Below are 23,306 nucleotides of genomic sequence, written 5' to 3'. Positions count from 1 at the left end.
ACATATTTAATTTTAAAAAAAATCTACTTAAATATGTAATTAATTTACAATTTTCAAAGGAATTTTATCTAATCTGTAGTATTATATTAGAAGATAGAGTATTTGCGCGACTATATGTGTGTTTATATTTTTGTTGTGTAAATTATATGTAAATATAAAAAAATAGACTTGTTATAAACAAGTACAATTGTAGCTATCAAGGAGGATACATATTATGGCTAAGTTTATGAAAACACTTGATGGAAATACAGCTGCAGCTCATGTTGCCTATGCGTTTACAGATGTAGCAGCTATATATCCAATCACACCATCTTCAACTATGGCTGAAGTAGTTGATGAGTGGGCATCACAAGGAAGAAAAAATATATTTGGACAAACAGTTAATGTTGTTGAAATGCAGTCAGAAGCAGGTGCATCAGGAACATTCCACGGTTCTTTACAAGGAGGAGCTTTAACTTCTACTTTTACAGCATCTCAAGGTTTATTATTAATGATACCTAACATGTATAAAGTTGCAGGAGAGTTGTTACCAGGAGTATTCCATGTAAGTGCTCGTGCTTTAGCATCTCAAGCGTTATCAATATTTGGGGATCACCAAGACGTTATGGCTGCTAGACAAACTGGATGTGTATTATTAGCTTCTGGTTCAGTTCAAGAAGTAGCTGATATAGCACCTGTTGCACATTTAGCTGCAATAGAAGGTAGATTACCATTTATACATTTCTTTGATGGATTCAGAACTTCACATGAAATCCAAAAAGTTGAATTACTAGAAAATGAAGATTATGCAAGTTTATTAAACTTTGAAGCAGTTCAAGCATTTAGAGATAATGCTTTATCTCCAAATCATCCAGTTGCTCGTGGTACTGCTCAAAACCCAGATATATATTTCCAAACTAGAGAAGCTTCTAATAAATACTATCAAAATATAGTAGGTATAGTTGAAAAATACATGGAAAAAATGAGTAATTTAACAGGTAGAAAACATAGTTTATTTGATTACTATGGAGCAGAAGATGCTAAATATGTATTAATAGCTATGGGTTCAGTAACAGAAACTATAGAAGAAACTATAGATTACTTAAATGCTAAGGGAGAAAAATATGGTTTAGTTAAAGTTCATTTATATAGACCATTCTCAATGAAACATTTCTTAGATGCTATGCCATCTACTGTTGAAAGAATATGTGTACTTGATAGAACTAAAGAGCCAGGTTCAACTGGTGAACCATTATACTTAGATGTACGTGATGTATTCTATGGAAAAGAAAATGCTCCTATGATAATAGGTGGAAGATACGGATTAGGTTCAAAAGATACTACTCCTTCAGATATAAAAACTGTTTTTGATAACTTAGTTTCAGAACAACCTAAAAATGGATTTACAGTAGGTATAGTTGATGATGTAACTAATACTTCTTTAACTCCATCTGAGCCAATAAAAATAGCTTCTAAAGGAACTATAAGATGTAAGTTCTGGGGATTAGGTTCTGACGGTACTGTTGGAGCTAATAAACAAGCTATCAAAATAATCGGTGACCATACTGAAAAATATGCTCAAGCTTACTTTGATTATGACTCTAAAAAATCTGGTGGTATAACTATGTCTCACTTAAGATTTGGTGATACTCCAATAAGAGCTACTTATTTAATAGATGAAGCTGATTATATTGCCTGTCATAAACAATCATATGTTTATCAATATGATTTATTAAAAGGTCTTAAAAAAGGTGGTACATTTGTGCTTAACACTATATGGGACCAAGCAGGACTTGAAGAACATTTACCAGCTCATATGAAGCAATATATAGCTAAAAATGATATAAAATTCTATACAGTTAACGCTGTTAAACTAGGACAAGAAATAGGTCTTGGAAACAGAATAAATATGATAATGCAATCTGCATTCTTTAAATTAGCTGAAATAATACCAGAAGAAGATGCTGTTAAATACTTAAAAGATTCTATAGTTAAAGCTTATGGTAAAAAAGGTGAAAAAATAGTTAACATGAACTATGCTGCTGTTGATGCAGGAATAAATGCTTTAGTTAAAGTTGAAGTTCCAGCTTCTTGGGAAAATGCTGTTGATGCAGATAAAGGAGAAGTTAAAGAACCAGAATTTATAAAAAATATACTAAGACCAATGACTGCACAAGAAGGAAACAACTTACCAGTAAGTACATTCAATGGTATAGAAGATGGAACATTCCCTTGTGGTACTGCAGCTTATGAAAAACGTGGTATAGCTGTTGATGTTCCTGAATGGATAATAGATAACTGTATTCAATGTAACCAATGTTCTTTTATATGTCCTCATTCATGTATAAGACCAGTATTAGTTACTGAAGAAGAATTAGCTAATGCTCCAGAAGGATTTGAAGCTAAAAAAGCATTAGGTAAAGGATTAGAAGGATTAAAATATAGAATGCAACTTAGCCCACTTGACTGTACAGGATGTGGAAACTGTGCTGACATATGTCCAGCTAAAGAAAAAGCTTTAGTTATGAAGCCAATAGATACTCAACTTGATACAGAGTTAGATAATTGGGCATTTGCAGTAAATCCTGATGAGGTAGCTCCAAAAGGTGATGTTATGCCTGCAAACACTGTTAAAGGAAGCCAATTTAGACAACCATTAATGGAGTTTTCAGGAGCATGTGCTGGATGTGGAGAAACTGCATACATTAAAGTAGTTACACAATTATATGGAGATAGAATGATGATAGCTAATGCTACTGGATGTTCTTCTATATGGGGAGCTTCTGCACCATCAATTCCTTATACTTGTAACCATGAAGGTAAAGGTCCATCTTGGGCAAATTCTTTATTCGAGGATAATGCTGAATATGGATTTGGTATGTACACAGCTGTTAAGCAAATAAGAAATAAAATAGTAGATGCTATGACAGAGTTAGTTTCTATGGATATCTGTGAAGATGCTAAAGCAGTATTTACAGAGTGGTTAGATTCTAGAAATGATGGAGAAGCTTCTAAAGTAGCAAGTGCTAAGGTTGTTGAATTATTAGAAAAACCAGCTTGTGATTGTACAGATGAAAAAGCTAAAGAATTAGTAAAAGCTATAAAAGATAGAAAAGATTATCTAGTTAAGAGATCTCAATGGATACTAGGTGGAGACGGTTGGGCATATGATATCGGTTACGGTGGATTAGACCATGTTCTTGCATCTGGTGAAGATGTAAATGTACTTGTATTTGATACAGAAGTATATTCAAATACAGGAGGTCAAGCTTCTAAAGCTACTCCAGCTGCTGCTATGGCTAAGTTTGCTGCTTCAGGTAAAAAATCTAGAAAGAAAGATTTAGGAATGATGGCTATGACATATGGAAACGTATATGTAGCTCAAGTTGCTATGGGTGCTGATAAAAACCAATTTATCAAAGCCGTTATAGAAGCTGAAAAACATGATGGGCCATCTTTAATAATAGCTTATGCTCCATGTATAAACCATGGATTAAAAGAAGGTATGGGAAGAACTGTAGCTAACGAAGCACAAGCTGTTGCTTGCGGATACTGGCATTTATACAGATTCAATCCAGAAGTAAAAGCTGAAGGTAAAAACCCATTCACTTTAGATTCAAAAGAACCAACTGCAAGCTTCAAAGATTTCATACTTGCACAAGTAAGATATTCTGCTATAGCTAAACAATTCCCAGAGGAAGCTGATGGATTATTTGCTAAAGCTGAAGCTGATGCTAAAGAAAGATATGAAGGATACAAAAAATTAGCTGAATAATATTAAAGTATTATAATGCTTATATAGAATTGATAAAAGAGAGTGTCTCAAAGTGAGCTTTTTAGTTCATGAGGCACTCTTTTTGTATGAAATCAAATATATTTTAATCATTTCAACAATGAAAAAGGCCTTATCTCTATTTTGAGACAGCCTTTTTTTATGAAGATATTAAGATTTTGTTTTTACCTATTAAATATCTTTTTTAAGTTTTCCATTTTCATCTTGCCAATACTTTTTATATATTGTTTTACACACTAAAATTAAGAGAACAAATAATATTTATAGTATGTATATTTGGATTTGATAATTTTAAAATAGATACAAAAGAGTATCTCATTTGTGTTTTTTATCACTTAGAGATACTCTCTTGATATGTATGGAAAAAGAGTATTTTATCCTACAAAGATTTGTGTCCAATAAATTGAACCACCACTTTTTTGTGCTACTCCAACACCTATTTTACTGAAATTTGGATTCATTATATTTTTTCTGTGACCTTCAGAATTCATCCATGCGTTTACAACTTCTTTAGGAGTTTTTTGACCCATAGCTATATTTTCACCTGCTGTCTTATAGCTTATTCCAAATTTTTTCAACATGTCAAATGGAGAACCATAAGTTGGAGAATTGTGTGAAAAATAGTTGTTATCAATCATATCTTGAGATTTTTTTGTAGCAACATTTGATATAGAAGAATCAAGAGTAAGAGGATTTAATCCAGCTTTAGCTCTTTCTATATTTACTAAGTCAACAACTTCTTTTTGGTAAGCTGAAAAACTTTCACTTGTAGAGCCTGAGTTGTTATTATCATCAGGTTTGTTAGTAGAGTCTGAATTATTGTTGTCTTCAGGTTTATTAGACTCAGGTTTATTGTTATCAGGTTTATCAGTAGAGCCTGAATTATTGTTGTCTTCAGGTTTATTAGACTCAGGTTTATTGTTATCAGGTTTATTAGTAGAGCCTGAATTATTGTTGTCTTCAGGTTTATTAGACTCAGGTTTATTGTTATCAGGCTTATTAGTAGAGTCTGAATTATTGTTGTCCTCAGGTTTATTAGTGTTGTTGCAATTCTTGTCATTATGATTCTTATCCTTACAAGAGTTATCTTTATCAGGCTTAAGTTCTGGTTTTACAGAACAATTTGGTTTTGCAGAAAACTTGTATTTAGTATTACTATATACTAAACTTTTGTTACTTATATTTACATTATTTTCAAGTGATGAAGCACTTGCAGTAACAGCACTTGAAGCTGTTGCTAAAGTTAACACTCCTAAAGCTAATATAGTTTTTAATTTTGTTGGTATATTTCTTCTCATCATTAAACACCTCTTAATCTAAAAATTCTAAAAATGTTACTGATTTGTAACCTTTAGTGTAGGGGGTTACCCGTGAATCTATACTAACATAAGATTAAGACTTTTTTTACTGTAAAGATATGTAAAAAAGATATATATGGAATAAATAGGTATATTTCAGTGTGTTTGACAATTTGTATTAAAAGCCTGTATAGTATGGAATTACTTAGTTAGAGAAAATAATATTTTTATAATAATTCCATAACGTAAATTTATAGTTATGATAAATTTTTTTTTATTTGGTTAAATTTATTCAGTAGATGCTTTCGTATTAGCAACAAATTATAATTATTTAAATCTTTAAGAAATAAAAAGGGTCTGTCTCAAAATAGAGATAAGGTTCTTTTTTATTGTTTAAATGATAGGCATATGTTATTTCATATAAAAAGAGTGTCTCATTAAGTAAAAAGTTCACTTTGAGACACCACCTTTCATATTATGAATTTTAATTTGTTTTATATTAATACATTAGTAATCCTAATGTAATTACAATAATTTCTGCTATTAGTGAACCAACTGCAACTACAATGAAAGTTTCTTTAAATCCAGTTTTATGTGTTAACTTAGATAAGCTTAAGAATGTAAGAAAAACACCACTTTGTGGAACTATAGTTAGTATATTTGAAGCTATTGTAGCAACACGGTGAATTAATTCTGGATTTAGACCAGTACTTAAATAATAATCTGCAAAGTTTGGCATTACTATTCCTAATGCACCAGAAGAGGACCCTGTTATTGCTGACATTGTTGAAGTCAAAACAGTAAGACTTATAAGTGGACTACCTGGTATTGACATTATAAGTTTGCTAAATACATCAAAACCAGGTGCAGCCATTATTACTGCTCCAAATGCAACTGCAGAAGATGTAGCAAATATAGGACCTATAGAACCACTAGCACCTATGCTCAATGTCTGTATCTTAGATGATAGAAATTTATGGAATAAAAAAGCAGATAAAAGAATTGCAACTATTAAAGCTATGTAAATTACATTTTTTTTCATAAATTCTGAACCAAAAGTACTTCCAGTTATAGCTATAATTACGAGTGCTAATAGAGGAAAAATACTTGCAAAAAATCCTGGTAATTCTCTATCTAAAGATTCTTCTTCTAATTCTGAAGTATAAGTTGCATAAGTTTCACCTTTTCTAATACTTTTGTTTAGAGCATATTTCATATAGACAAGTCCAAACGTAGCACAACCTATACTACCTACAATACTTGGTATAGTAGCTGCAGTAAGAGACGTATTTAGATATTGAATAGGTATAACATTTTGAATGGCTGGTGTTCCAGGAATTATAGTCATAGTAATTGTTGCAATACCAAGCCAAAGTGGTATCTGAATAAGGTTCCAAGAAATATCAAGTTTTTTAAATAGAGTTCTTGCAAGTGGAATGACCGCAAACATAACTACAAATAAGCTTATACCACCATACGTTAATATAAAACTTACTATAAATATAGCAACTAAAACTCTATAAGGATGATTAGAGCCAAATTTATTTAAAATAAAATCAGCTATTGATACAGTAGCTCCACTTTCTTCCATAAATTTAGCAAGTATTGAGCCTAATAAGAATATTGCAAAATAACTCATTATATAGTTTCCAAGTGCACCCATATAATTGTTTTTGTCAGCACCTAGCATTGACGTTACAACATCCATTTTATTTAAAATAACAACTATTAAAGTTGCTATTGGAGCAGCTATAGTTATATGAATTTCTTTAACTGAAAAATATATAATAGCTATGATACCAATAATTATACCAATTGGCGCGATAATACTCATAAATATCCCTCCTTAGTAGAAGGACCTGAAGAATACTTTCTTCAAGCCCTAAATATAATAACTATTGTGCAGTATATCCTCCATCTAGTAAGCAAGCTTGTCCTGTAATACCCTTAGCATTATCACTTGCTAAGAACATAGCATAGTCGGCAATTTCTTGAACATCTAATAGGCGTTTTTGTGGTACAAGTGGGTATAAAACTTCCTCTAAGACATTTTCCAATGGTATATTACGAGTTTTTGAAAGGTCATTGAACTGACCTCTGACAAGTGGAGTATCTACATATCCAGGGCATAAAGCATTAACTGTTATACCAGAATCGGCAGCTTCAAGAGCAGCAACTTTTGTTAGTCCAATAAGTCCATGTTTTGCTGAGTTATAAGCAGCCTTTCCAGCAAATCCTATTACACCATTGATTGAGGCCATATTTATTATACGACCAAAGCCTTGTTTTTTCATTATAGGAAATGCTTTTTTAGTAGCTATAAAAGGTGCTGTCAGCATTATTTTTATCATAAATTCAAATTTATCAGTTGGGAAATCTTCTATCATAGAAACATGTTGAAGTCCAGCATTGTTTATTAATATATCTAATCTGCCATACTTTTCAACAGTTTTGTCTATAGCGTGGTTAATTTCTTCTTCCTTAGTTACATCACACTTTACACTCATGCAATCATAACCTTTTTTTTGTAACTCTGTTATGGTATTATTTAAAGCTTCTTGATTTATATCAGAGAACATTACTTTAGCACCATTTTTTAAGAACGATTCAGCTATTTGTTTACCTATTCCACTTGCAGCTCCTGTTACGAATACAACTTTATCTTTAACCATTTTCATTTCCTCCAATTTTATTTTATTTTTATATTAATATTTTAAGCAATACAAATTTATATGTAATACGTCTAAGAGATTTTTATTTTCTAGTTTTAATTATTTTAAACAACAGATATTTTTCCATTTAATGAATCTGACAATATTAAAGGAGCCTCAGTAGCAGAAATAACATCATCTAATGTGAAAGCTGGATTTATTTCTTTAAGTAAAATTCCATCTGATGTTACTTCCATAACTCCCATTTCAGTAACTATCAAATCTACAGCATTTGTTGCAGTAAGTGGAAGAGTACAATTATTTAATATTTTTGCAGAACCTTTTGAAGTATGTTCCATTGCTACAATAACTTTTTTAGCTCCAGTTACTAGGTCCATAGCTCCACCCATACCTGGAACCATCTTACCTGGAATCATATAGTTTGCTATATTGCCATATTTGTCAACCTGAAGTGCGCCAAGAACAGTTATATCAACATGACCTCCTCTGATTATTCCAAAAGAAGTAGCACTATCAAAGAAACATCCTCCAGGAAGTATAGTAACTGGTTGACCACCTGCATTTACAATAGTTTCATCACTTGAATTTCCATCTTCGGCTGAACCTAAACCTAAAAAGCCATTTTCAGATTGTAAGATAACGTTTACATTATCCGGAATATAATTTGCTACTTTGGTTGGTAGACCTATTCCAAGGTTTACAACGGCTCCGTCTTTTAATTCTTTAGATACTCTATTTGCAATATATTCTTGCATTTCTAATTTATCCATTATAAATTACCTCCTTCAACGATGTAATTCACAAAAATACCTGGTGTATTAACTTCATTTGGGTCAATATCACCAATTTCAACGATTTCATCTGCTTCAACTATTGTAATTTTGGCAGCAGATGCCATTAAATTATTAAAATTGTTCATAGAGCCTTTATAAACTAGATTACCTGCTTTATCGACCTTTGATGCAAATAGAAGAGCAACATCTGCATAAATTGGTTTTTCAAGAAGGTATTCTTTGCTATCGACAACAATTTTTTGCTTTCCCTCCTCAACAAGAGTACCAATACCAGTCGGTGTGAGTATACCTCCTAGACCATAACCAGCTGCACGTATTTGTTCAGCAAGAGTTCCCTGAGGAACTAACTCAACATCTGTTTCATTGTTGTTCATTTGTCTTCCAGTTTCTTTATTTAATCCTACATGAGAAGCAATTATCTTTTTAAATTGCTTATTTACAACCATTTTGCCAACTCCTTTGTCAATAAAGCCAGTATCATTGCAAATTAGTGTCAAATCTTTTATATTTTTACTACATAAATAATCAATTAAATTTTCTGGTGAACCATTGGCCATGAATCCACCAACCATTATTGTATCTCCATCTTTTACATGAGATAGAGCTTCATCAATGCTAACTATTTTATTCATATTTCCTCCTATCGTGAAACCACCATTGATATTCCTTGACCACCACCAATACAAAGTGTTGCAAGTCCAGTTTCAACTTTACGTTTTTGCATTTCATAAATTAAGGTAACAAGTATTCTAGCTCCACTTGCTCCTATTGGATGTCCTAATGCTATTGCACCACCATTAACATTTAACTTTGATGAATCTATTTGAAGTTCATTTTTAACAGCTAATGCTTGGGCAGCAAACGCTTCGTTTGCTTCTATTAAGTCTATATCATTGATGCTAAGCCCAGCTTTTTTCAGTGCTTTTCTAGTTGCAGGGATTGGACCAGTACCCATGACTTCAGGTTCAACACCAGCTGAAGCATAGGATTTTATTTTAGCAAGTGGTCTAATACCTAGTTCGTCTGCTTTTTGTTGGCTCATTAGTATTAACATAGCCGCACCATCATTAATACCTGAGGCATTTCCAGCTGTTACAGTACCATCTTTTTTGAATGCAGGTTTAAGTTTAGATAAACCTTCAAATGTCATACCTAATTTAGGATATTCATCTTTATCAATAGTTTCTATTTTTCCTCGACGTATTAAAACATCTACTGGAACGATTTCTTCTTTAAAGCGGTTGTTTTTTATAGCATTCTCAGCCTTATTTTGACTTTCTAATGCCAATTTATCTTGCATTTCTCTAGTAAATTCAAATTTAGTTGCAATATTTTCTGCAGTTATTCCCATATGATACTGATTGAAAGCATCAATAAGGCCATCTGTTAGCATACTATCTACCATGGTTATGTCACCCATTTTACTACCAAAGCGAGCAGTTGGAACGATATAAGGAGCTTGGCTCATATTTTCAGTACCACCTGCAATTACCACATCATTTTCACCAGATGTGATTGATTGGGCAGCTAGCTGGACACTTTTAAGCCCTGAACCACATAATTTATTTACTGTGTAGCTTGGAACAGAATTTGGTATACCTGCATTTATAGCAATTTGTCTAGCAACATTCTGTCCAAGCCCTGTTTGAAGAACATTTCCAATTATTACTTCATCTATTTCAGATAAATTAAGTCTTACACGTGATATCGCTTCTTTAACAGCGATAGTTCCAAGTTGAACAGCTGAAGTATTTTTAAATACACCTCCAAAACTTCCTATAGGTGTTCTGACTGCTGATACGATTACTACATCTTTCATATCTAATAGTTACCTTTCTTGAATGATAATTAAAAATTTTCTGAATAAAGAAATTAGGGAACACTATAATAAAGTACTTTTTTAATACAAGCTTGTTTTTAAGTATTTCAATTACTTTTATTCCTAATGCTTTAGGTTTTCCTGTTTCTAATTATAGATTACGGCGAAAAAAGCGTTTTGTCTAAGTCTAATTTTTTATATAGTGTATAAGAAAAATTTATAGGATAAAAATTTATAGTAGATTTAGAAAAATATTTTGTTAAAATATTAATGAAATTATGTTGATTTTCCTATAAAATATCATTAGAAGAAAAAATATAATCTAAATTATACTTTTGGGGAAGGGGGTTTAAAATGGATATAAAACAGTTGAAATATTTTGTTGAAATAGTGAAATCTGGTTTTAATTTATCAATAGCATCTAAGACACTTCACATATCTCAACCAGCATTAAGTCAAATTATAAAAAATTTTGAAGAAAGTGAAGATGTATATTTATTTGAAAGGTATAAAGGCAGGTTAAATGGGTTAACACCAGCAGGAGAAAGATTTTATGTAAATGCAGAACATATCATAAATGAATACAAAAATATGATGGAAGATTTAAGAGAAGATTCAGTTCAATTTAAAGGAAAAGTTAGAATAGGAATACCTCCACTTATACTTGGAATAGCATTTTCAGATGTAGTTGCACAGTTAGTTGCAAATAATCCAGATATAGAATTTGATATAGTAGAGAAGGGTGCATATGACTTAAATAGAATGCTTATCTTACAGGAATTAGATTATGCAGTATTGTTACATCCACATAAAATTGATAAAAGTGTAGTAACTGAACATGTGCTTCAAGAAGATGAACTTACAGCATTTTTAAATATAAATCATCCACTTGCTAAGAAGGATAAGATAGATTGGAACGATTTGAATGAGCAGTTACTTGCAATATTTAATCCTACTTTTATGATACATCATAAGCTAATGCAAAAATTTACTGATGAAAATGTTAAGTTAAAAAGATATATAATGTCTGGTTCATGGGATTTTTTGTTGCTATCAACCACAAATTCTGATTTTATAACAATTTTACCATCACCAGTTCATGATTTTTTTGAAAATAGCAAAATTATAGAAAAGCCTTTTAATCATCCTATTACATGGAAAGTTATATTATGTAGACCTAAAAAAGAACGTTATAGCCATGTAGACCAACATGTATTTAAATTTATTATAGATTTCTTTAGTAAAAAGAACTCTTAAAAATGTTATTAAAATAACAAATAAATCAATTTTTATTATAATAAACTAATAGTTTTTCATCTATATGTTTGAGAACAATAATAGGCTTTACATAACATGGTAGAGTAGTATTTAAAGTTATAATATACAAAAGATGTATTTTTTTAAACGAAAAATAAAAACAGTGTATATCTTTAGATAATCACTGTTTTTATTTTCTATATAAAATTTGTTAAGTATTACTAGAAAATTTTTTGCTTATTATAGTCAAACTCATGACTGTTAAAAATATAAGTAATCCTGGAAATACAGCTAAATATAACTTGTCAAAAATATGTCTTTGAGCATCTTGAAGCATATTACCCCATGATGCAAGAGGCAATTGGATTCCAAGACCTAAAAAACTAAGAGCAGATTCAGTTAAGATAGCATTAGCAATATTTAACGAACCAGCAACTACAATAGTCTCTTTTAAGTTTAAAACTATATGTCTTAATAGTATATTTCTAGTTTTGATACCAGTAGCTTTAGCAGCTAGACAGTATTCATTTTCCTTTATTTTTAATGTTTCGCCACGTACAATTCTTGAAACTTCCATCCAACTTAAGAATCCAATAATTAGTATAATAGTGGAAACTTTAGGTGTTAGATAAGTATTTAATACAATCAAAACTAAGAAACTTGGTATACTCATAAGCATATCCACTAATCTCATCAAGAATTGGTCTAGCTTACCTCCAATATATCCACTAATAACACCTACAGCAGTACCAAATACTACAGAAATAAGCATTGATAAAATACCAACACTAAGTGAAATCCTTCCACCATAAAGAGCTCTAGAGAAGTAATCTCTACCAAGTTCGTCTGTACCAAAGATATGCTTTAAGCTAGGTTCTTGAAGTTTAGAAGTAGTATCAATTGCATTAGAGTCTATATTTAATATAAAAGAAGCTATAATTAATATGATTATTATGCTAAGAGTAATACATGCAAAAGCAAAGGATTTATCTTTTTTTAATTTTTTTAAGATACTTGTAAACACAACTAGAATCCTCCTTTGCTAGATTTTATTTTAGGGTCAATTAATAAGTATAGTATATCAGCAACTAAATTACCTAAAATTAAAAATAGTGCTGATAACATAGTTATTGCCATAATTACAGTATAATCTCTTGAAAAAATTGAATCAATCATTAATCTTCCCATACCTGGCCAAGAGAAAACTACTTCTGTAACAAATGCACCAGTGACTAATTTTTGTATACTCATGCCTAGGATTGTAACCAATGATGTCAGTGAATTTTTCAAGACATGTTTAAATAGTATGACTTTTTCTGATAATCCTTTTGCTCTTGCTGTAATAACATATTGTTTTTTTAATTGTTCATTTACACTAGCTTCTACATAATTTGTAAAAATAGCAGTATTATATAGACCTAAAGTTATTACAGGCAAAACTAAATGTTTTACTAAATCTCCAATACTATCATTTCCAATAGTATGCATACCTCCTGATGGGAAAATGTTAAGTTTAACTGAAAAAATTGAAATGAGTATCATACCTATCCAAAAAGAAGGTATAGAAACACCTATATAATTAAAAACAGATGATACTTTACTAGTTATTGAATTTTTATTTACAGCTAAAAGTATTCCAAGAGGTATAGCTACCAATATTGAAAATATCAAAGAAGTACCCATAAGAATAAATGTATTTCCCATTTTTTCCATAATTTGTTCTGTAACGGGCATATGGTTTATATAAGAAATACCTAAGTTTCCACTTAAAGTGTTTTTCAACCAGTTTAAATATCTTATATATACTGGTTTATCAAGCCCCATATTAACCCTTATATTTTCAATATCCTGTGAAGACATTAAAGGATTTATATATGCATCTGCTGGGTCACCAGGAGCTAATTCTAAAAGTCCAAATGATAATATAGATATTAAGATTAACATAGGTATTAAAACTTTTACTCTATTCAATATTAATTTTAACATAAGTAAATTCTCCTAATTAAAAGAGATGTCTCGTTTTAAAATAATAAAACAATATTATTTTTAGACATCTCCTTTTCTAATTAATAATATAAAATTTTACATCAATTATTCTACATACAGTTTAGACCAATCTTCAAATAATATTGCAGGAGATGGTTTAGCATCTTTTATTCCTTTTAGATTTTTTTGAGCTGCCATTAAATTTTGTTCATAATCTATAGTGTAAATAGGCGCATCCTTAGATATATCCTGTTGTATTTGCTTATATATTTCTTCACGTTTTTCCTTGTTTAACTCAGTAAATCCTTTTTCCCATAAAGCATCTATTTCAGCATTAGAATATTTAGTTTGGTTGCAATATTGACCAGTTTCAAACATACCTCTATATGGGTTTGGTTCTAATCCCCAAGCATAACCATTTACATACATATCACATTCCGTGCTATTACTAAATAGTATATTGAAGAATGCCTTACTTTCATAAGGAACTATTTCAGCTTCTATACCAATTTTTTTCAACTCTTGTTGAGCTACTAAGGCATAGTTTTTATGCCCAAATCTACCTGTGTTATAACCTATTTTTAATTTATCAATTTTAACACCACTTTTATCCAATAAGTCTTTAGCCTTATTTGTATCTTGGTCATATCCTTCAACACCTTCTTCTGTATAGAAGTCTGCTTCTGGAACTAATATAGATTTAGCAGGTACAGAACCTTCTTTTCCATATGCTGATTCTATCATTTCATTTCTATTTAAGGCATATGATAAGGCTTGTCTTACTTCTTTGTTAGCCATGTTTGATATATTTTGGTTAAATACAATGTAGTTTAATCTTTCTTCACTATAAGTATAAGTTTGTAAGTTTGAGTTTGATTTTGCCTTTTCATATCCTTCAGCAGATGTCTTCATAAGTGAAATTTCGCCATTATTTAAAGCTGCTTCTTGAGATGCTTCATTAGGAATTATTTTTAGCGCTATAGAATCTGCCTTAGGTTCTCCACCAAAATAATCTGCATTCTTTTCAAATACTATGCTTTCACCTTTTTTCCATTCCTTAAACTTGAATGCACCAGAACCAACTGGATTATTATTTTTTTCTGACTTAGCTATATTTGATTCTCCTTCAAACACATGTTTTGGTATTGGAGAAATTTTAGATATACCATATAAGAAAGATTCACTTGCAGTTGGTAAAGTAATCTTAACTGTTAAATCATCAATTTTTTCTACTTTAACTGGTTTCTCACCCACCAATAAGTATTGTCTTGATGGTGAATTTTGTTTTTCGTCTAAAACTGTATTAAATGTAAATAAGACATCTTCAGCAGTTATTGGCTTTCCATCATGCCATTTTAAATTGGATTTTAATTTTATAGTTAATTCCTTACTATCTTTAAAATCTACTTTTTCTGCTAAATAATTTACTAAATTTCCTTTTTCATAAGTATAAAGAGGAGCATAAACTATATTTGATGCAAGAGAGTCTTCTTTAACGTTTGCAAAAGCTCCATTGATTATATCTGGGTCACTTGCCATAGGTATTACAACAGTTCCACCAGATTTGCTTCCACTAGACTTGTCTTTATCATTGGAAGCACAGGCTGTAAATGTAAGCATTAATGATGAAACTAAGATTAATGATGCCAATTTTTTAAATTTCATATTCTTATAAAACCTCCATAAAATAATATTTAACACATATTTTTTATTGTATAATAGTAATCATTATTAAATCAATATATATAGAAATTAACTATTATATTATTATAATTAATAGAAAAAAATAATAAAATGTAAGAAAATGTTGTAATTTAAATTTTTATAAAATACAATCAAAAGGTGTATGTTATCTTAAGTAATTTTGCTGAGAGGAGAAAATAATGAGTAAAGCACTAATTGAGGTTAAAGATTTAAAAGTTTATTTTCATACAGATAAAGGGATTGTAAAGAGTGTAAATGAAGTAAGTTTTAATATAAATGAAGGTGAAACCATTGGAATAGTTGGAGAATCAGGATGTGGTAAGTCTGTAACAGCCATGTCTTTGATGAAGTTACTTCCAACATCAAAAATAGAAGGTGGAGAAATAATCTTTCGAGGCAAAGATATTTTAAAGATGAATGAAGATGAACTTATGGGAATAAGAGGGAATGAGATATCAATGATTTTTCAAGAACCAATGACATCTTTAAACCCAGCGTTTACTATTGGAAGTCAAATCATTGAAGGTATTATGATACATCAAGATTTATCAAAGGAAGAAGCTAAGAAAAAGGTAATCGATATGATAAAACTGGTAGAAATACCAAGAGCTGAAGAAATATATAATTCATATCCACATGAATTATCAGGTGGTATGAGACAACGAATAATGATAGCTATGGCTTTATCATGTAATCCAAAATTACTTATAGCTGATGAACCAACAACAGCTTTAGATGTTACTATTCAAGCTCAGATTTTAGATATAATGAAAAATATAAAAGAAAAATTAAACACATCTATAATGATGATTACACATGATTTGGGAGTAGTTGCAGAAATGTGTGACAAAGTATTAGTGATGTATGCTGGCAAAATTATAGAAGTGGCAGAGGTTGTTGAATTATTTAAAAATCCAAAACATCCTTATACTATTGGACTTCTAAAATCAAAGCCTGCTCTTGGAAAAAACAAAGATAAAAGATTGTATTCGATTCCAGGACAAGTACCAAATCCAATTGGGATGCCAGATTCATGTTATTTTAGTGATAGATGTGAAAAAGTATGTGATAAATGTAGAACTCAGATACCTCCTTTAATAGAATTGAATAGTGGTCATAGTATTGCATGTTGGTTATATAAAAAGGAGGAGATATAATTGAAAAAAGAAGAGAGTTTATTAAAAGTAGAGGGTCTTAAAAAGTACTTTGAAGTTAAATCTGGATTATTTGATAAGGAAATTAAATGTGTAAAGGCAGTAGATGGAATTTCTTTTGATTTAAAAAAAGGAGAAACTTTGGCTATAGTTGGAGAATCGGGATGTGGAAAATCAACTGCAGGAAGAACCATTCTTAGATTAATTGAAAAAACTGAAGGTAAAGTTGAATTTAATGGTGTAGATATATATAAGTTAGAGAAGGAAGAACTTAGAAAGTTAAGACCCAAAATGCAAATGATATTTCAAGACCCATATAGTTCATTAAATCCAAGATTAAATGTGGAACAAATAATATCCGAGGCAGTTATAGAACATAATTTAGTGCCAAAGAATGAAATAAAAGATAATATATTAAATGTTGTAGAAAGTTGTGGTCTTTCTAAGTACCATTTAAATAGAAAACCAGGTGAGTTTTCTGGAGGTCAAAGACAGAGAATAGGTATAGCAAGAGCATTAGCATTAAATCCAGAATTTATAGTTTGTGATGAACCTGTTTCTGCACTAGATGTTTCTATTCAATCTCAAATTATAAATTTACTTATGGATTTACAGGATAAATATAAACTTTCATATTTATTTATATCTCATGATTTGAGTGTAGTAAATCATATTGCACATAGAGTTTGTGTTATGTATCTAGGTTCTATAATAGAAATTGCAACTAAAGGAGAACTTTACTTACATTCTCAACATCCATATACAAAAGCGCTTATGAGCGCAGTACCAATACAAGACCCTACAATTAAGAAAAATAGAATTATATTAAAAGGAGACATACCATCTCCAACAAATCCACCAAGTGGATGTAAGTTTCATACAAGATGCCCTTATTGTAAGGAAATATGCAAAAAAGAGATTCCAGTTTTAAAAGAAATATCAAGAAATCATTTTGTTGCATGTCATCTAGTATAGATATTTCAAAAATTAAATTTGATGTATATAATAAGAATAATAGAATAAACTGAAAATTTTTTTGATTAAGATGGGATTTCATGCTGTTAATATTAAGTTAGTTGATATATAAGTTTAATCTATAATATTATTATTGAAAAGAGAGGTAGTTATGTCAATTTTAGTAACATTGTTGGGATTATTGGTTTGTACAACGATTTCAACTGTATTTAGCAAAAAGTGGAGTAATATTCCTCTTGCAATATATCAAATTGTACTAGGGATTATATTGTCTATTTTGCCATTTAAATTCTCATTTTCATTTAATCCAGAAATATTTGTAATATGTATCATAGCTCCATTACTATTCAGTGAAGGACAAAATGTATCGAGAAAAGAGCTATTAGAGCTCAGAAAACCAATTTTGCTTCTTGCATTTGGTTTAGTTTTAATAACCGTGTTTGCAGGTGGAATCTTTATACATTTTCTTATTCCTGGGATGCCATTATCTGTTTCATTTGCTTTGGCAGCAGTAATATCTCCAACTGATTTAGTAGCAGTAAAATCAATTGCACAAGGATTAAATTTTCCTAAAAATATGATGAGTATACTTGAAGGTGAATCTTTATTAAATGATGCTGCTGGAGTAGTAGCATTTAAGGTTGCAGTACTTGCCACAGTTACAGGAGTTTTTTCAATAGAAGAGGCAGGGATTCAATTTATGATTACAGCTTTTGGAGGAATAATAGTAGGAAGTATTTTAGGATACATAATTATAAAAATAAGACTTAGTTTACACAAGTGGAATTTGGAAGAAATTCCAATGGTAATAGTTATACAAATAATGACTCCACTTTTTGTATATTTTGTAGCAGAAGAAATAGGAGTATCTGGAATCCTAGCTGTTGTAATGGCAGGGATAGCTCATGGAATTGAAAAAGAGCATTTACAAAATACAACTACTAAATTAAGGATAATATCAGACAATACTTGGTATGTTTTGGAGTATGTATTGAATGGATTTGTCTTTACACTGCTTGGTTTTTTGTTACCAAGTATATATACAGGACTTAGTAGTAAAAATGAAAATATGGCATTGGAATTGACTTTTATTTCTACTTTAATTGTACTTATTTTATTTGTTATAAGATTTATATGGGTATATTTATGGCATAATTCTTTTATAAAACCTAAAAAGAATCCTTTAAATAATTTTTTTGTAGGTTTTTTAGGTTTTAAGGATGAAGAAGTTGTAAAAGAGAGTATTTCTAAATGTAAATACTCACTAATAGTTGCTACTTGTGGTGTTCATGGTACATTTACACTAGCAACTGCCTTATCTATACCTTTTTATTTGGCTGATAAAGATGTATTTCCAATGAGAGATACTGTTTTATTTATATCATCAGAAGTTATTCTTATAAGTTTAGTATTGGCAACAGTTTTACTGCCAAGATTATTAAAAAATAACGTACAAGAGTCAGAACCTTTATTATCTGATAAAGAGGCATATAAACTAATTTTGAAAGAAGCCATTTTAAAACTTAGTAATGAAAAAGCACAAGAAGTACAACCAGTTATACATGATTTAAATGAACAGTTGGTAGACTCAGAAAAAGGAATACTAAATACTCCAGATAATAAACTTATAAGTATGATGATTGCAGAAGCAGACCAACAGGGATTATTAGCTGTTTTGAAACTATTAGAAGATGGTAAAATTTCTGATAGAGCCTTTAAATTGTATAGATTTTATATTACAAAATCAAGAAAATCTGTTCAAAAATCTATATTTAAAATTGTAAAATTAAAAATAAGCATGTGGATTATAAATAGAAAAGTAAAGAAAGAAGTAAAAGAAAAAATTACAAAAATAGTATCTGAGAATAAAGAAATAATCAAAGAGTTTCACCATGCATATGCACTTTCTACTAAAACTGCTATATCATTTATAAATAAAAATACTGATGAAGATAACAGACATGAGGCCTTAATAGCAATCAGATTCTATAATCGTTATTTGAATTGGATTACTAGAAAGATTCAAAATGATGATAAGTTTGAGGCAAGAGTAGAATACTACAGAGTAATGGCGATACAAAGTCAAAGAGACAGTGTTCAACAATTAGTTGAAACTAAGCAAATATCAAGAGAAGTGGCTAAAGAGTTATTGGAAAATATTCTCTATGATGAAATGATGATGATAGAATCATAAATATAATGGAATAAAATTTGATTTTTGATGTTAAAATTAATACTAAAAAATAGGAAATAGTTTTCAATAATTTACTTGACATATATATTTATTTATAATAGAATAAAACCATAAATTGAATACAATATATAAGCGTTAACAAGCTGGATTGTTACTGGTAAGCAGGCAATACCTAGGTTAAGGTATACAGGTGAATTGTATCTTAATTTAGGTATTTTTTTATGAATAAGGGAAATTGTATTTTGGGAGAGATATTGATTATGATTATTCAACAAATTTATAATAATAATGTTGTATTAGTTTTAGATGAAAATATAAAAAAAGAATTAATATTAACAGGATGTGGAATTGGGTTTCAAAAAAAGAAAGGTCAAGAAATAGATAAAAGTAAAATTGAAAGAACTTTTGTAATACAAGATGAAAGCTTTTTAGATAAAATTAGTAAACTAGCAAGCCAGGTTGATGAGAAATTTTTTGAGGTTAGTACTGAAATAATTGCTTATGCAGAGGAGAATTTGAATACTAAACTTTATGAATATATTTATGTAGCACTTACTGACCATATTGCATTTGCAATTAAAAGATATCATGAAAACATAACTATAAAGAATGATTTACTACATGAGATAAAAAGAATACATAAAAAAGAATATGAGATTGGGAAATGGGCTGTAGATTATATAAATAAAGAATTTGATGTGAAATTTCCAGTAGATGAAGCTGGTTTTATAGCAATGCATATAGTAAATTCAAACTATAAGGGAAGTTCAAAGGAATCACTGTTAATTACTAAAATTGTAAAAGACATACTAAATATTATAAGATATTATTATAGAGTTGAATTTAAAGAAGATGATATAAATTATGATAGGCTTCTGACTCATTTAAAATTCTTTGCAAAACGATTAGTAAAAAAAGAAAAAATCAATGATACAAATAATGAAATTATAGATATAATTAAAGTAAAGTATGAAAAGGATTATGATTGTGCATATAAAATAAAAACTCATGTAGAAAAGAATTATGATTACTATGTAAGTCAAGATGAACTACTTTATTTAACATTACATATCAAAAGAGTTATATCTGTACTGAATTTATAATAAAGAGTAGTTTAATACAGAATGTATAGATTTAATATATTATGTTCAATTTTAATATATTATTTAAAATTTAATATAAAATAATAATTTTAAAACATTAAGATTGTTACTGATAATGCAGGCAAGACTTATGTTTATAAAAAAATTATAATAGTTTATTTTTAATTCTGAAATTAGGTTAATATAGGTTTGTTTATATTAACATAAGTTTAATTTTAGAATTAAGTATACTAATGTAACTTTTTATAAACTTAAGTCTTTTTTATTTAAAAAAATATAAAATAATAAGGAGAGAAAAGTAAATGAAAAAAGTATTTGGTGTTTTACAAAAAGTAGGAAAATCTCTAATGCTACCAGTTGCATTACTTCCTGCAGCAGGTATATTACTTGGCGTGAGTAATGCTTTAGCAGGAGACGCATTGTTGGCTCATTTTCCAGCTTTGGCGAATCCTACATTTCAACTTATAATAAGTATAATGGAAAGTTCAGGTCAAATTATATTTAATAACTTACCACTTATATTTGCAGTTGGGGTAGCTGTTGGTTTAACTGAAGGAGAAGGTGTTGCAGCATTGGCAGCCATAGTAGGTTTTTTAATTCTCAATACATCTATGGGTGTTATGGCAGGTGTTACAGAAGATATGGTAGACAATTCTATGTATGCAAATATTGTTGGAATACCAACAATTCAAACAGGGGTATTTGGTGGTATTATTATAGGGATAGTGGCTGCTTATCTTTATAAAAAGTTTTATAAAATTGAATTACCTCAGTATCTAGGTTTTTTTGCAGGTAAAAGATTTGTACCAATCGTTACTTCATTAGTTGCTATAGCAATAGGAATTATATTGTCTTTTATTTGGCCTCCAATACAAGAGGGATTACTTAGTTTCTCAAAAAATGTTATAGAAGCAAATCAAACACTAGCAGCATTTATGGAAGGTTCTTTGGAAAGACTATTAATACCATTTGGTTTGCATCATGTTTTCCATAATCCATTTTGGTATCAATTTGGAGAATATGTAAATAAAGCTGGTGAGCTTGTAATGGGTGACCAAAAGATATTCTTTGCTCAACTTAAAGATGGAGTAAATTTCACAGCAGGTACTTTTATGACAGGTGCATTTCCATTTATGATGTTTGGTCTTCCAGCAGCAGCTCTTGCTATGGTGCATGAAGCAAAGCCAGAAAAGAAAAAATTTGTAGCAGATATAATGGCATCAGCAGCATTAACCTCTTTTTTAACAGGAATAACCGAGCCAATAGAGTTTGCGTTTTTATTTGTTGCACCAGTATTATTTGCAATACATTGTTTATTTTCAGGTTTATCATACGCAATTATGCAATTATTAGGAGTTAAAATTGGATTCACATTTTCAGGAGGATTAATAGATTTCTTATTATTTGGTGTTCTTCCTAATAGAACTCCATGGTACTTGGCTATCTTGGTAGGTATTGGTTTTGCAGTATTATACTATAGTGTATTTAGATTTATGATAAGAAAATTTAATTTAAAGACACCAGGAAGAGAAGATGAGTCAGAAACTAACGCTGAAGTCATTGAAATGTCTAAGAATGAATTAGCATCAGAGATTTTGATTGCTTTAGGAAATAAAGACAACTTGAAGAGCCTAGATGCGTGTATAACAAGACTTAGATTGGTTGTAAATGATATAAATAAAGTAGATAAAGAAAAATTGAAATCACTTGGAGCAGCAGGTGTTATGGTTATTGGCAACAATGTTCAAGCTATATTTGGACCAAAATCGGATTCAATAAAGTCTGATATAAAAGATATAATAGAGGGAAAAACAAAGGTTGAAAGTACTGTTACTAAAAATGTTGATAAAAATAAAGTGAAAAAAAATATGGAAGTTGCAAATATGGAAAATGCTTTAGTAGAAAAGATTGATTCATTAACAAATGGAGAGATATTAGATATAGAAGAAGTGCCAGATTCTGTATTTTCAAGTAAACTGATGGGGGATGGATTTGCAATTAAATCTAGTGATGGATTGATTTATTCACCAGTTGATGGAACTATTGGAGTTATATTTCCAACTAAGCATGCAATAATAATAAAATCCCAAAAAAGTGGAGTAGAAATACTTATACATTTAGGGATAGAAACTGTAAATTTAGAAGGAAATGGATTTGAAGTATTTGTGAATGTAGGAGATGAAGTAAAAGCGGGAGAAAAATTAGTTAAAATGGACTTAGAATATATTGAAAAAAATGGTCTATCAACAATAAGTCCTGTAGTATTTACGAATTTAGAACAAAATCAGAAATTAAGCATTAAAAAAGGAGTAACCACAGCAAAAGAGGAGAATAGAGTAAGTATATTAAGAGATGATATTGAAAAAATAGGATAGCTATATGATAGTGTAACTAAAAGTTATGTGAGATTTAATAAATATATAAATAGGTTCAGTTAACATGCAATTTATTTAATATATATTTTAAGTAATAGAAATATATATCATTATATTTTGATATATTTTAAAACATTAAAAAACTTGAGGTATTAGTAAGATAAATACACTAATACTTCAAGTTTTATTAAAATAAAATTTAC

At 29.7% G+C, this 23,306-nt stretch carries 16 protein-coding genes; 7 read left to right on the top strand and 9 right to left on the bottom strand.

The genetic code is table 11. The features are described 5' to 3' along the window. The first annotated feature begins 214 nt into the window (after window positions 1-214). Window positions 215-3,754 (top strand): pyruvate:ferredoxin (flavodoxin) oxidoreductase, encoded by a 3,540-nt coding sequence (nifJ, locus tag CDIF1296T_RS14140; RefSeq protein ID WP_009897862.1) that lies wholly within the window; start codon window positions 215-217, stop codon window positions 3,752-3,754. 392 nt (window positions 3,755-4,146) lie between these two features. On the opposite strand, the gene CDIF1296T_RS14130 is transcribed toward nifJ, so the two are convergent. From CDIF1296T_RS14130 to CDIF1296T_RS14105, 6 genes are all read right to left on the bottom strand, one after another. Continuing rightward, window positions 4,147-5,073, bottom strand: a complete 927-nt coding sequence (locus CDIF1296T_RS14130; RefSeq protein ID WP_018112861.1) for a CAP domain-containing protein — start codon at window positions 5,071-5,073, stop codon at window positions 4,147-4,149. Between the two features lie 496 nt (window positions 5,074-5,569). Further along, window positions 5,570-6,904 (bottom strand): GntP family permease, encoded by a 1,335-nt coding sequence (locus tag CDIF1296T_RS14125; protein ID WP_004454996.1) that lies wholly within the window; start codon window positions 6,902-6,904, stop codon window positions 5,570-5,572. 61 nt (window positions 6,905-6,965) lie between these two features. Next, window positions 6,966-7,742 carry a 3-hydroxybutyrate dehydrogenase gene (locus tag CDIF1296T_RS14120; RefSeq protein ID WP_009890906.1) on the bottom strand — a complete coding sequence of 259 codons (777 nt, stop codon included), beginning with the start codon at window positions 7,740-7,742 and terminating at the stop codon, window positions 6,966-6,968. A 104-nt stretch (window positions 7,743-7,846) separates the two neighbouring features. Then, entirely contained in the window at window positions 7,847-8,512 is a 666-nt protein-coding gene (locus tag CDIF1296T_RS14115; protein ID WP_009897858.1) for a 3-oxoacid CoA-transferase subunit B, read from the bottom strand. Beyond that, the gene (locus CDIF1296T_RS14110; RefSeq protein ID WP_004454993.1) at window positions 8,512-9,168 is read right to left on the bottom strand and encodes a CoA transferase subunit A; all 657 of its coding nucleotides are present in this window, start codon (window positions 9,166-9,168) and stop codon (window positions 8,512-8,514) included. The genes CDIF1296T_RS14115 and CDIF1296T_RS14110 overlap by 1 nt, the downstream gene beginning before the upstream one ends. A gap of 8 nt (window positions 9,169-9,176) precedes the next feature. Then, window positions 9,177-10,355 carry an acetyl-CoA C-acetyltransferase gene (locus CDIF1296T_RS14105; protein WP_009897857.1) on the bottom strand — a complete coding sequence of 393 codons (1,179 nt, stop codon included), beginning with the start codon at window positions 10,353-10,355 and terminating at the stop codon, window positions 9,177-9,179. Window positions 10,356-10,709: 354 nt separating this feature from the next. On the opposite strand from CDIF1296T_RS14105, the gene CDIF1296T_RS14100 reads away from it, so the two are divergent. Then, on the top strand, window positions 10,710-11,612 hold the full coding sequence (locus CDIF1296T_RS14100) for a LysR family transcriptional regulator (RefSeq protein ID WP_004454990.1): 903 nt from the start codon (window positions 10,710-10,712) through the stop codon (window positions 11,610-11,612). 211 nt (window positions 11,613-11,823) lie between these two features. On the opposite strand, the gene CDIF1296T_RS14095 is transcribed toward CDIF1296T_RS14100, so the two are convergent. The 3 genes from CDIF1296T_RS14095 to CDIF1296T_RS14085 all read right to left on the bottom strand — a co-directional run bounded on the left by CDIF1296T_RS14095 (window position 11,824) and on the right by CDIF1296T_RS14085 (window position 15,263). After that, a complete protein-coding gene (locus CDIF1296T_RS14095; protein WP_009897856.1) occupies window positions 11,824-12,636 on the bottom strand; it encodes an ABC transporter permease in 813 nt (270 codons plus the stop codon). A gap of 2 nt (window positions 12,637-12,638) precedes the next feature. Then, window positions 12,639-13,598, bottom strand: a complete 960-nt coding sequence (locus tag CDIF1296T_RS14090; RefSeq protein ID WP_009897855.1) for an ABC transporter permease — start codon at window positions 13,596-13,598, stop codon at window positions 12,639-12,641. A 105-nt stretch (window positions 13,599-13,703) separates the two neighbouring features. Then, window positions 13,704-15,263, bottom strand: a complete 1,560-nt coding sequence (locus CDIF1296T_RS14085; RefSeq protein ID WP_004454985.1) for an ABC transporter substrate-binding protein — start codon at window positions 15,261-15,263, stop codon at window positions 13,704-13,706. Window positions 15,264-15,481: 218 nt separating this feature from the next. Here CDIF1296T_RS14085 and CDIF1296T_RS14080 point away from each other — a divergent pair, with 218 nt between their 5' ends. The 5 genes from CDIF1296T_RS14080 (at window position 15,482) to ptsG (ending at window position 23,103) form a co-directional block, all read left to right on the top strand. Further along, window positions 15,482-16,459: an ABC transporter ATP-binding protein gene (locus CDIF1296T_RS14080; RefSeq protein WP_009897854.1), complete on the top strand. Its 978-nt coding sequence runs from the start codon at window positions 15,482-15,484 to the stop codon at window positions 16,457-16,459. Continuing rightward, window positions 16,460-17,431, top strand: coding sequence for an ABC transporter ATP-binding protein (locus CDIF1296T_RS14075; RefSeq protein WP_003427052.1), 972 nt, complete (start codon window positions 16,460-16,462; stop codon window positions 17,429-17,431). It begins immediately after the preceding gene. Between the two features lie 151 nt (window positions 17,432-17,582). Further along, window positions 17,583-19,625 carry a cation:proton antiporter gene (locus CDIF1296T_RS14070; RefSeq protein ID WP_009897846.1) on the top strand — a complete coding sequence of 681 codons (2,043 nt, stop codon included), beginning with the start codon at window positions 17,583-17,585 and terminating at the stop codon, window positions 19,623-19,625. Window positions 19,626-19,885: 260 nt separating this feature from the next. Continuing rightward, on the top strand, window positions 19,886-20,728 hold the full coding sequence (licT, locus tag CDIF1296T_RS14065) for a BglG family transcription antiterminator LicT (protein WP_009897844.1): 843 nt from the start codon (window positions 19,886-19,888) through the stop codon (window positions 20,726-20,728). A gap of 302 nt (window positions 20,729-21,030) precedes the next feature. After that, window positions 21,031-23,103: a glucose-specific PTS transporter subunit IIBC gene (gene ptsG / locus CDIF1296T_RS14060; RefSeq protein WP_018112860.1), complete on the top strand. Its 2,073-nt coding sequence runs from the start codon at window positions 21,031-21,033 to the stop codon at window positions 23,101-23,103. Window positions 23,104-23,306 lie beyond the last annotated feature (203 nt).

The sequence above is a fragment of the Clostridioides difficile ATCC 9689 = DSM 1296 genome (assembly GCF_001077535.1).
GTDB classification, from domain to species: Bacteria; Bacillota; Clostridia; order Peptostreptococcales; family Peptostreptococcaceae; genus Clostridioides; species Clostridioides difficile.
Note: the sequence above shows the minus strand (reverse complement) of the source record. Positions and strands in the feature narration are given on the sequence as shown.

Coding starts and splice junctions, on each gene's coding strand:
- nifJ (WP_009897862.1), top strand. CDS start 215: ATGGCTAAGTTTATGAAAACACTTGATGGAAATACAGCTGCAGCTCAT.
- CDIF1296T_RS14130 (WP_018112861.1), bottom strand. CDS start 5,073: ATGATGAGAAGAAATATACCAACAAAATTAAAAACTATATTAGCTTTA.
- CDIF1296T_RS14125 (WP_004454996.1), bottom strand. CDS start 6,904: ATGAGTATTATCGCGCCAATTGGTATAATTATTGGTATCATAGCTATT.
- CDIF1296T_RS14120 (WP_009890906.1), bottom strand. CDS start 7,742: ATGGTTAAAGATAAAGTTGTATTCGTAACAGGAGCTGCAAGTGGAATA.
- CDIF1296T_RS14115 (WP_009897858.1), bottom strand. CDS start 8,512: ATGGATAAATTAGAAATGCAAGAATATATTGCAAATAGAGTATCTAAA.
- CDIF1296T_RS14110 (WP_004454993.1), bottom strand. CDS start 9,168: ATGAATAAAATAGTTAGCATTGATGAAGCTCTATCTCATGTAAAAGAT.
- CDIF1296T_RS14105 (WP_009897857.1), bottom strand. CDS start 10,355: ATGAAAGATGTAGTAATCGTATCAGCAGTCAGAACACCTATAGGAAGT.
- CDIF1296T_RS14100 (WP_004454990.1), top strand. CDS start 10,710: ATGGATATAAAACAGTTGAAATATTTTGTTGAAATAGTGAAATCTGGT.
- CDIF1296T_RS14090 (WP_009897855.1), bottom strand. CDS start 13,598: ATGTTAAAATTAATATTGAATAGAGTAAAAGTTTTAATACCTATGTTA.
- CDIF1296T_RS14085 (WP_004454985.1), bottom strand. CDS start 15,263: ATGAAATTTAAAAAATTGGCATCATTAATCTTAGTTTCATCATTAATG.
- CDIF1296T_RS14080 (WP_009897854.1), top strand. CDS start 15,482: ATGAGTAAAGCACTAATTGAGGTTAAAGATTTAAAAGTTTATTTTCAT.
- CDIF1296T_RS14070 (WP_009897846.1), top strand. CDS start 17,583: ATGTCAATTTTAGTAACATTGTTGGGATTATTGGTTTGTACAACGATT.
- licT (WP_009897844.1), top strand. CDS start 19,886: ATGATTATTCAACAAATTTATAATAATAATGTTGTATTAGTTTTAGAT.
- ptsG (WP_018112860.1), top strand. CDS start 21,031: ATGAAAAAAGTATTTGGTGTTTTACAAAAAGTAGGAAAATCTCTAATG.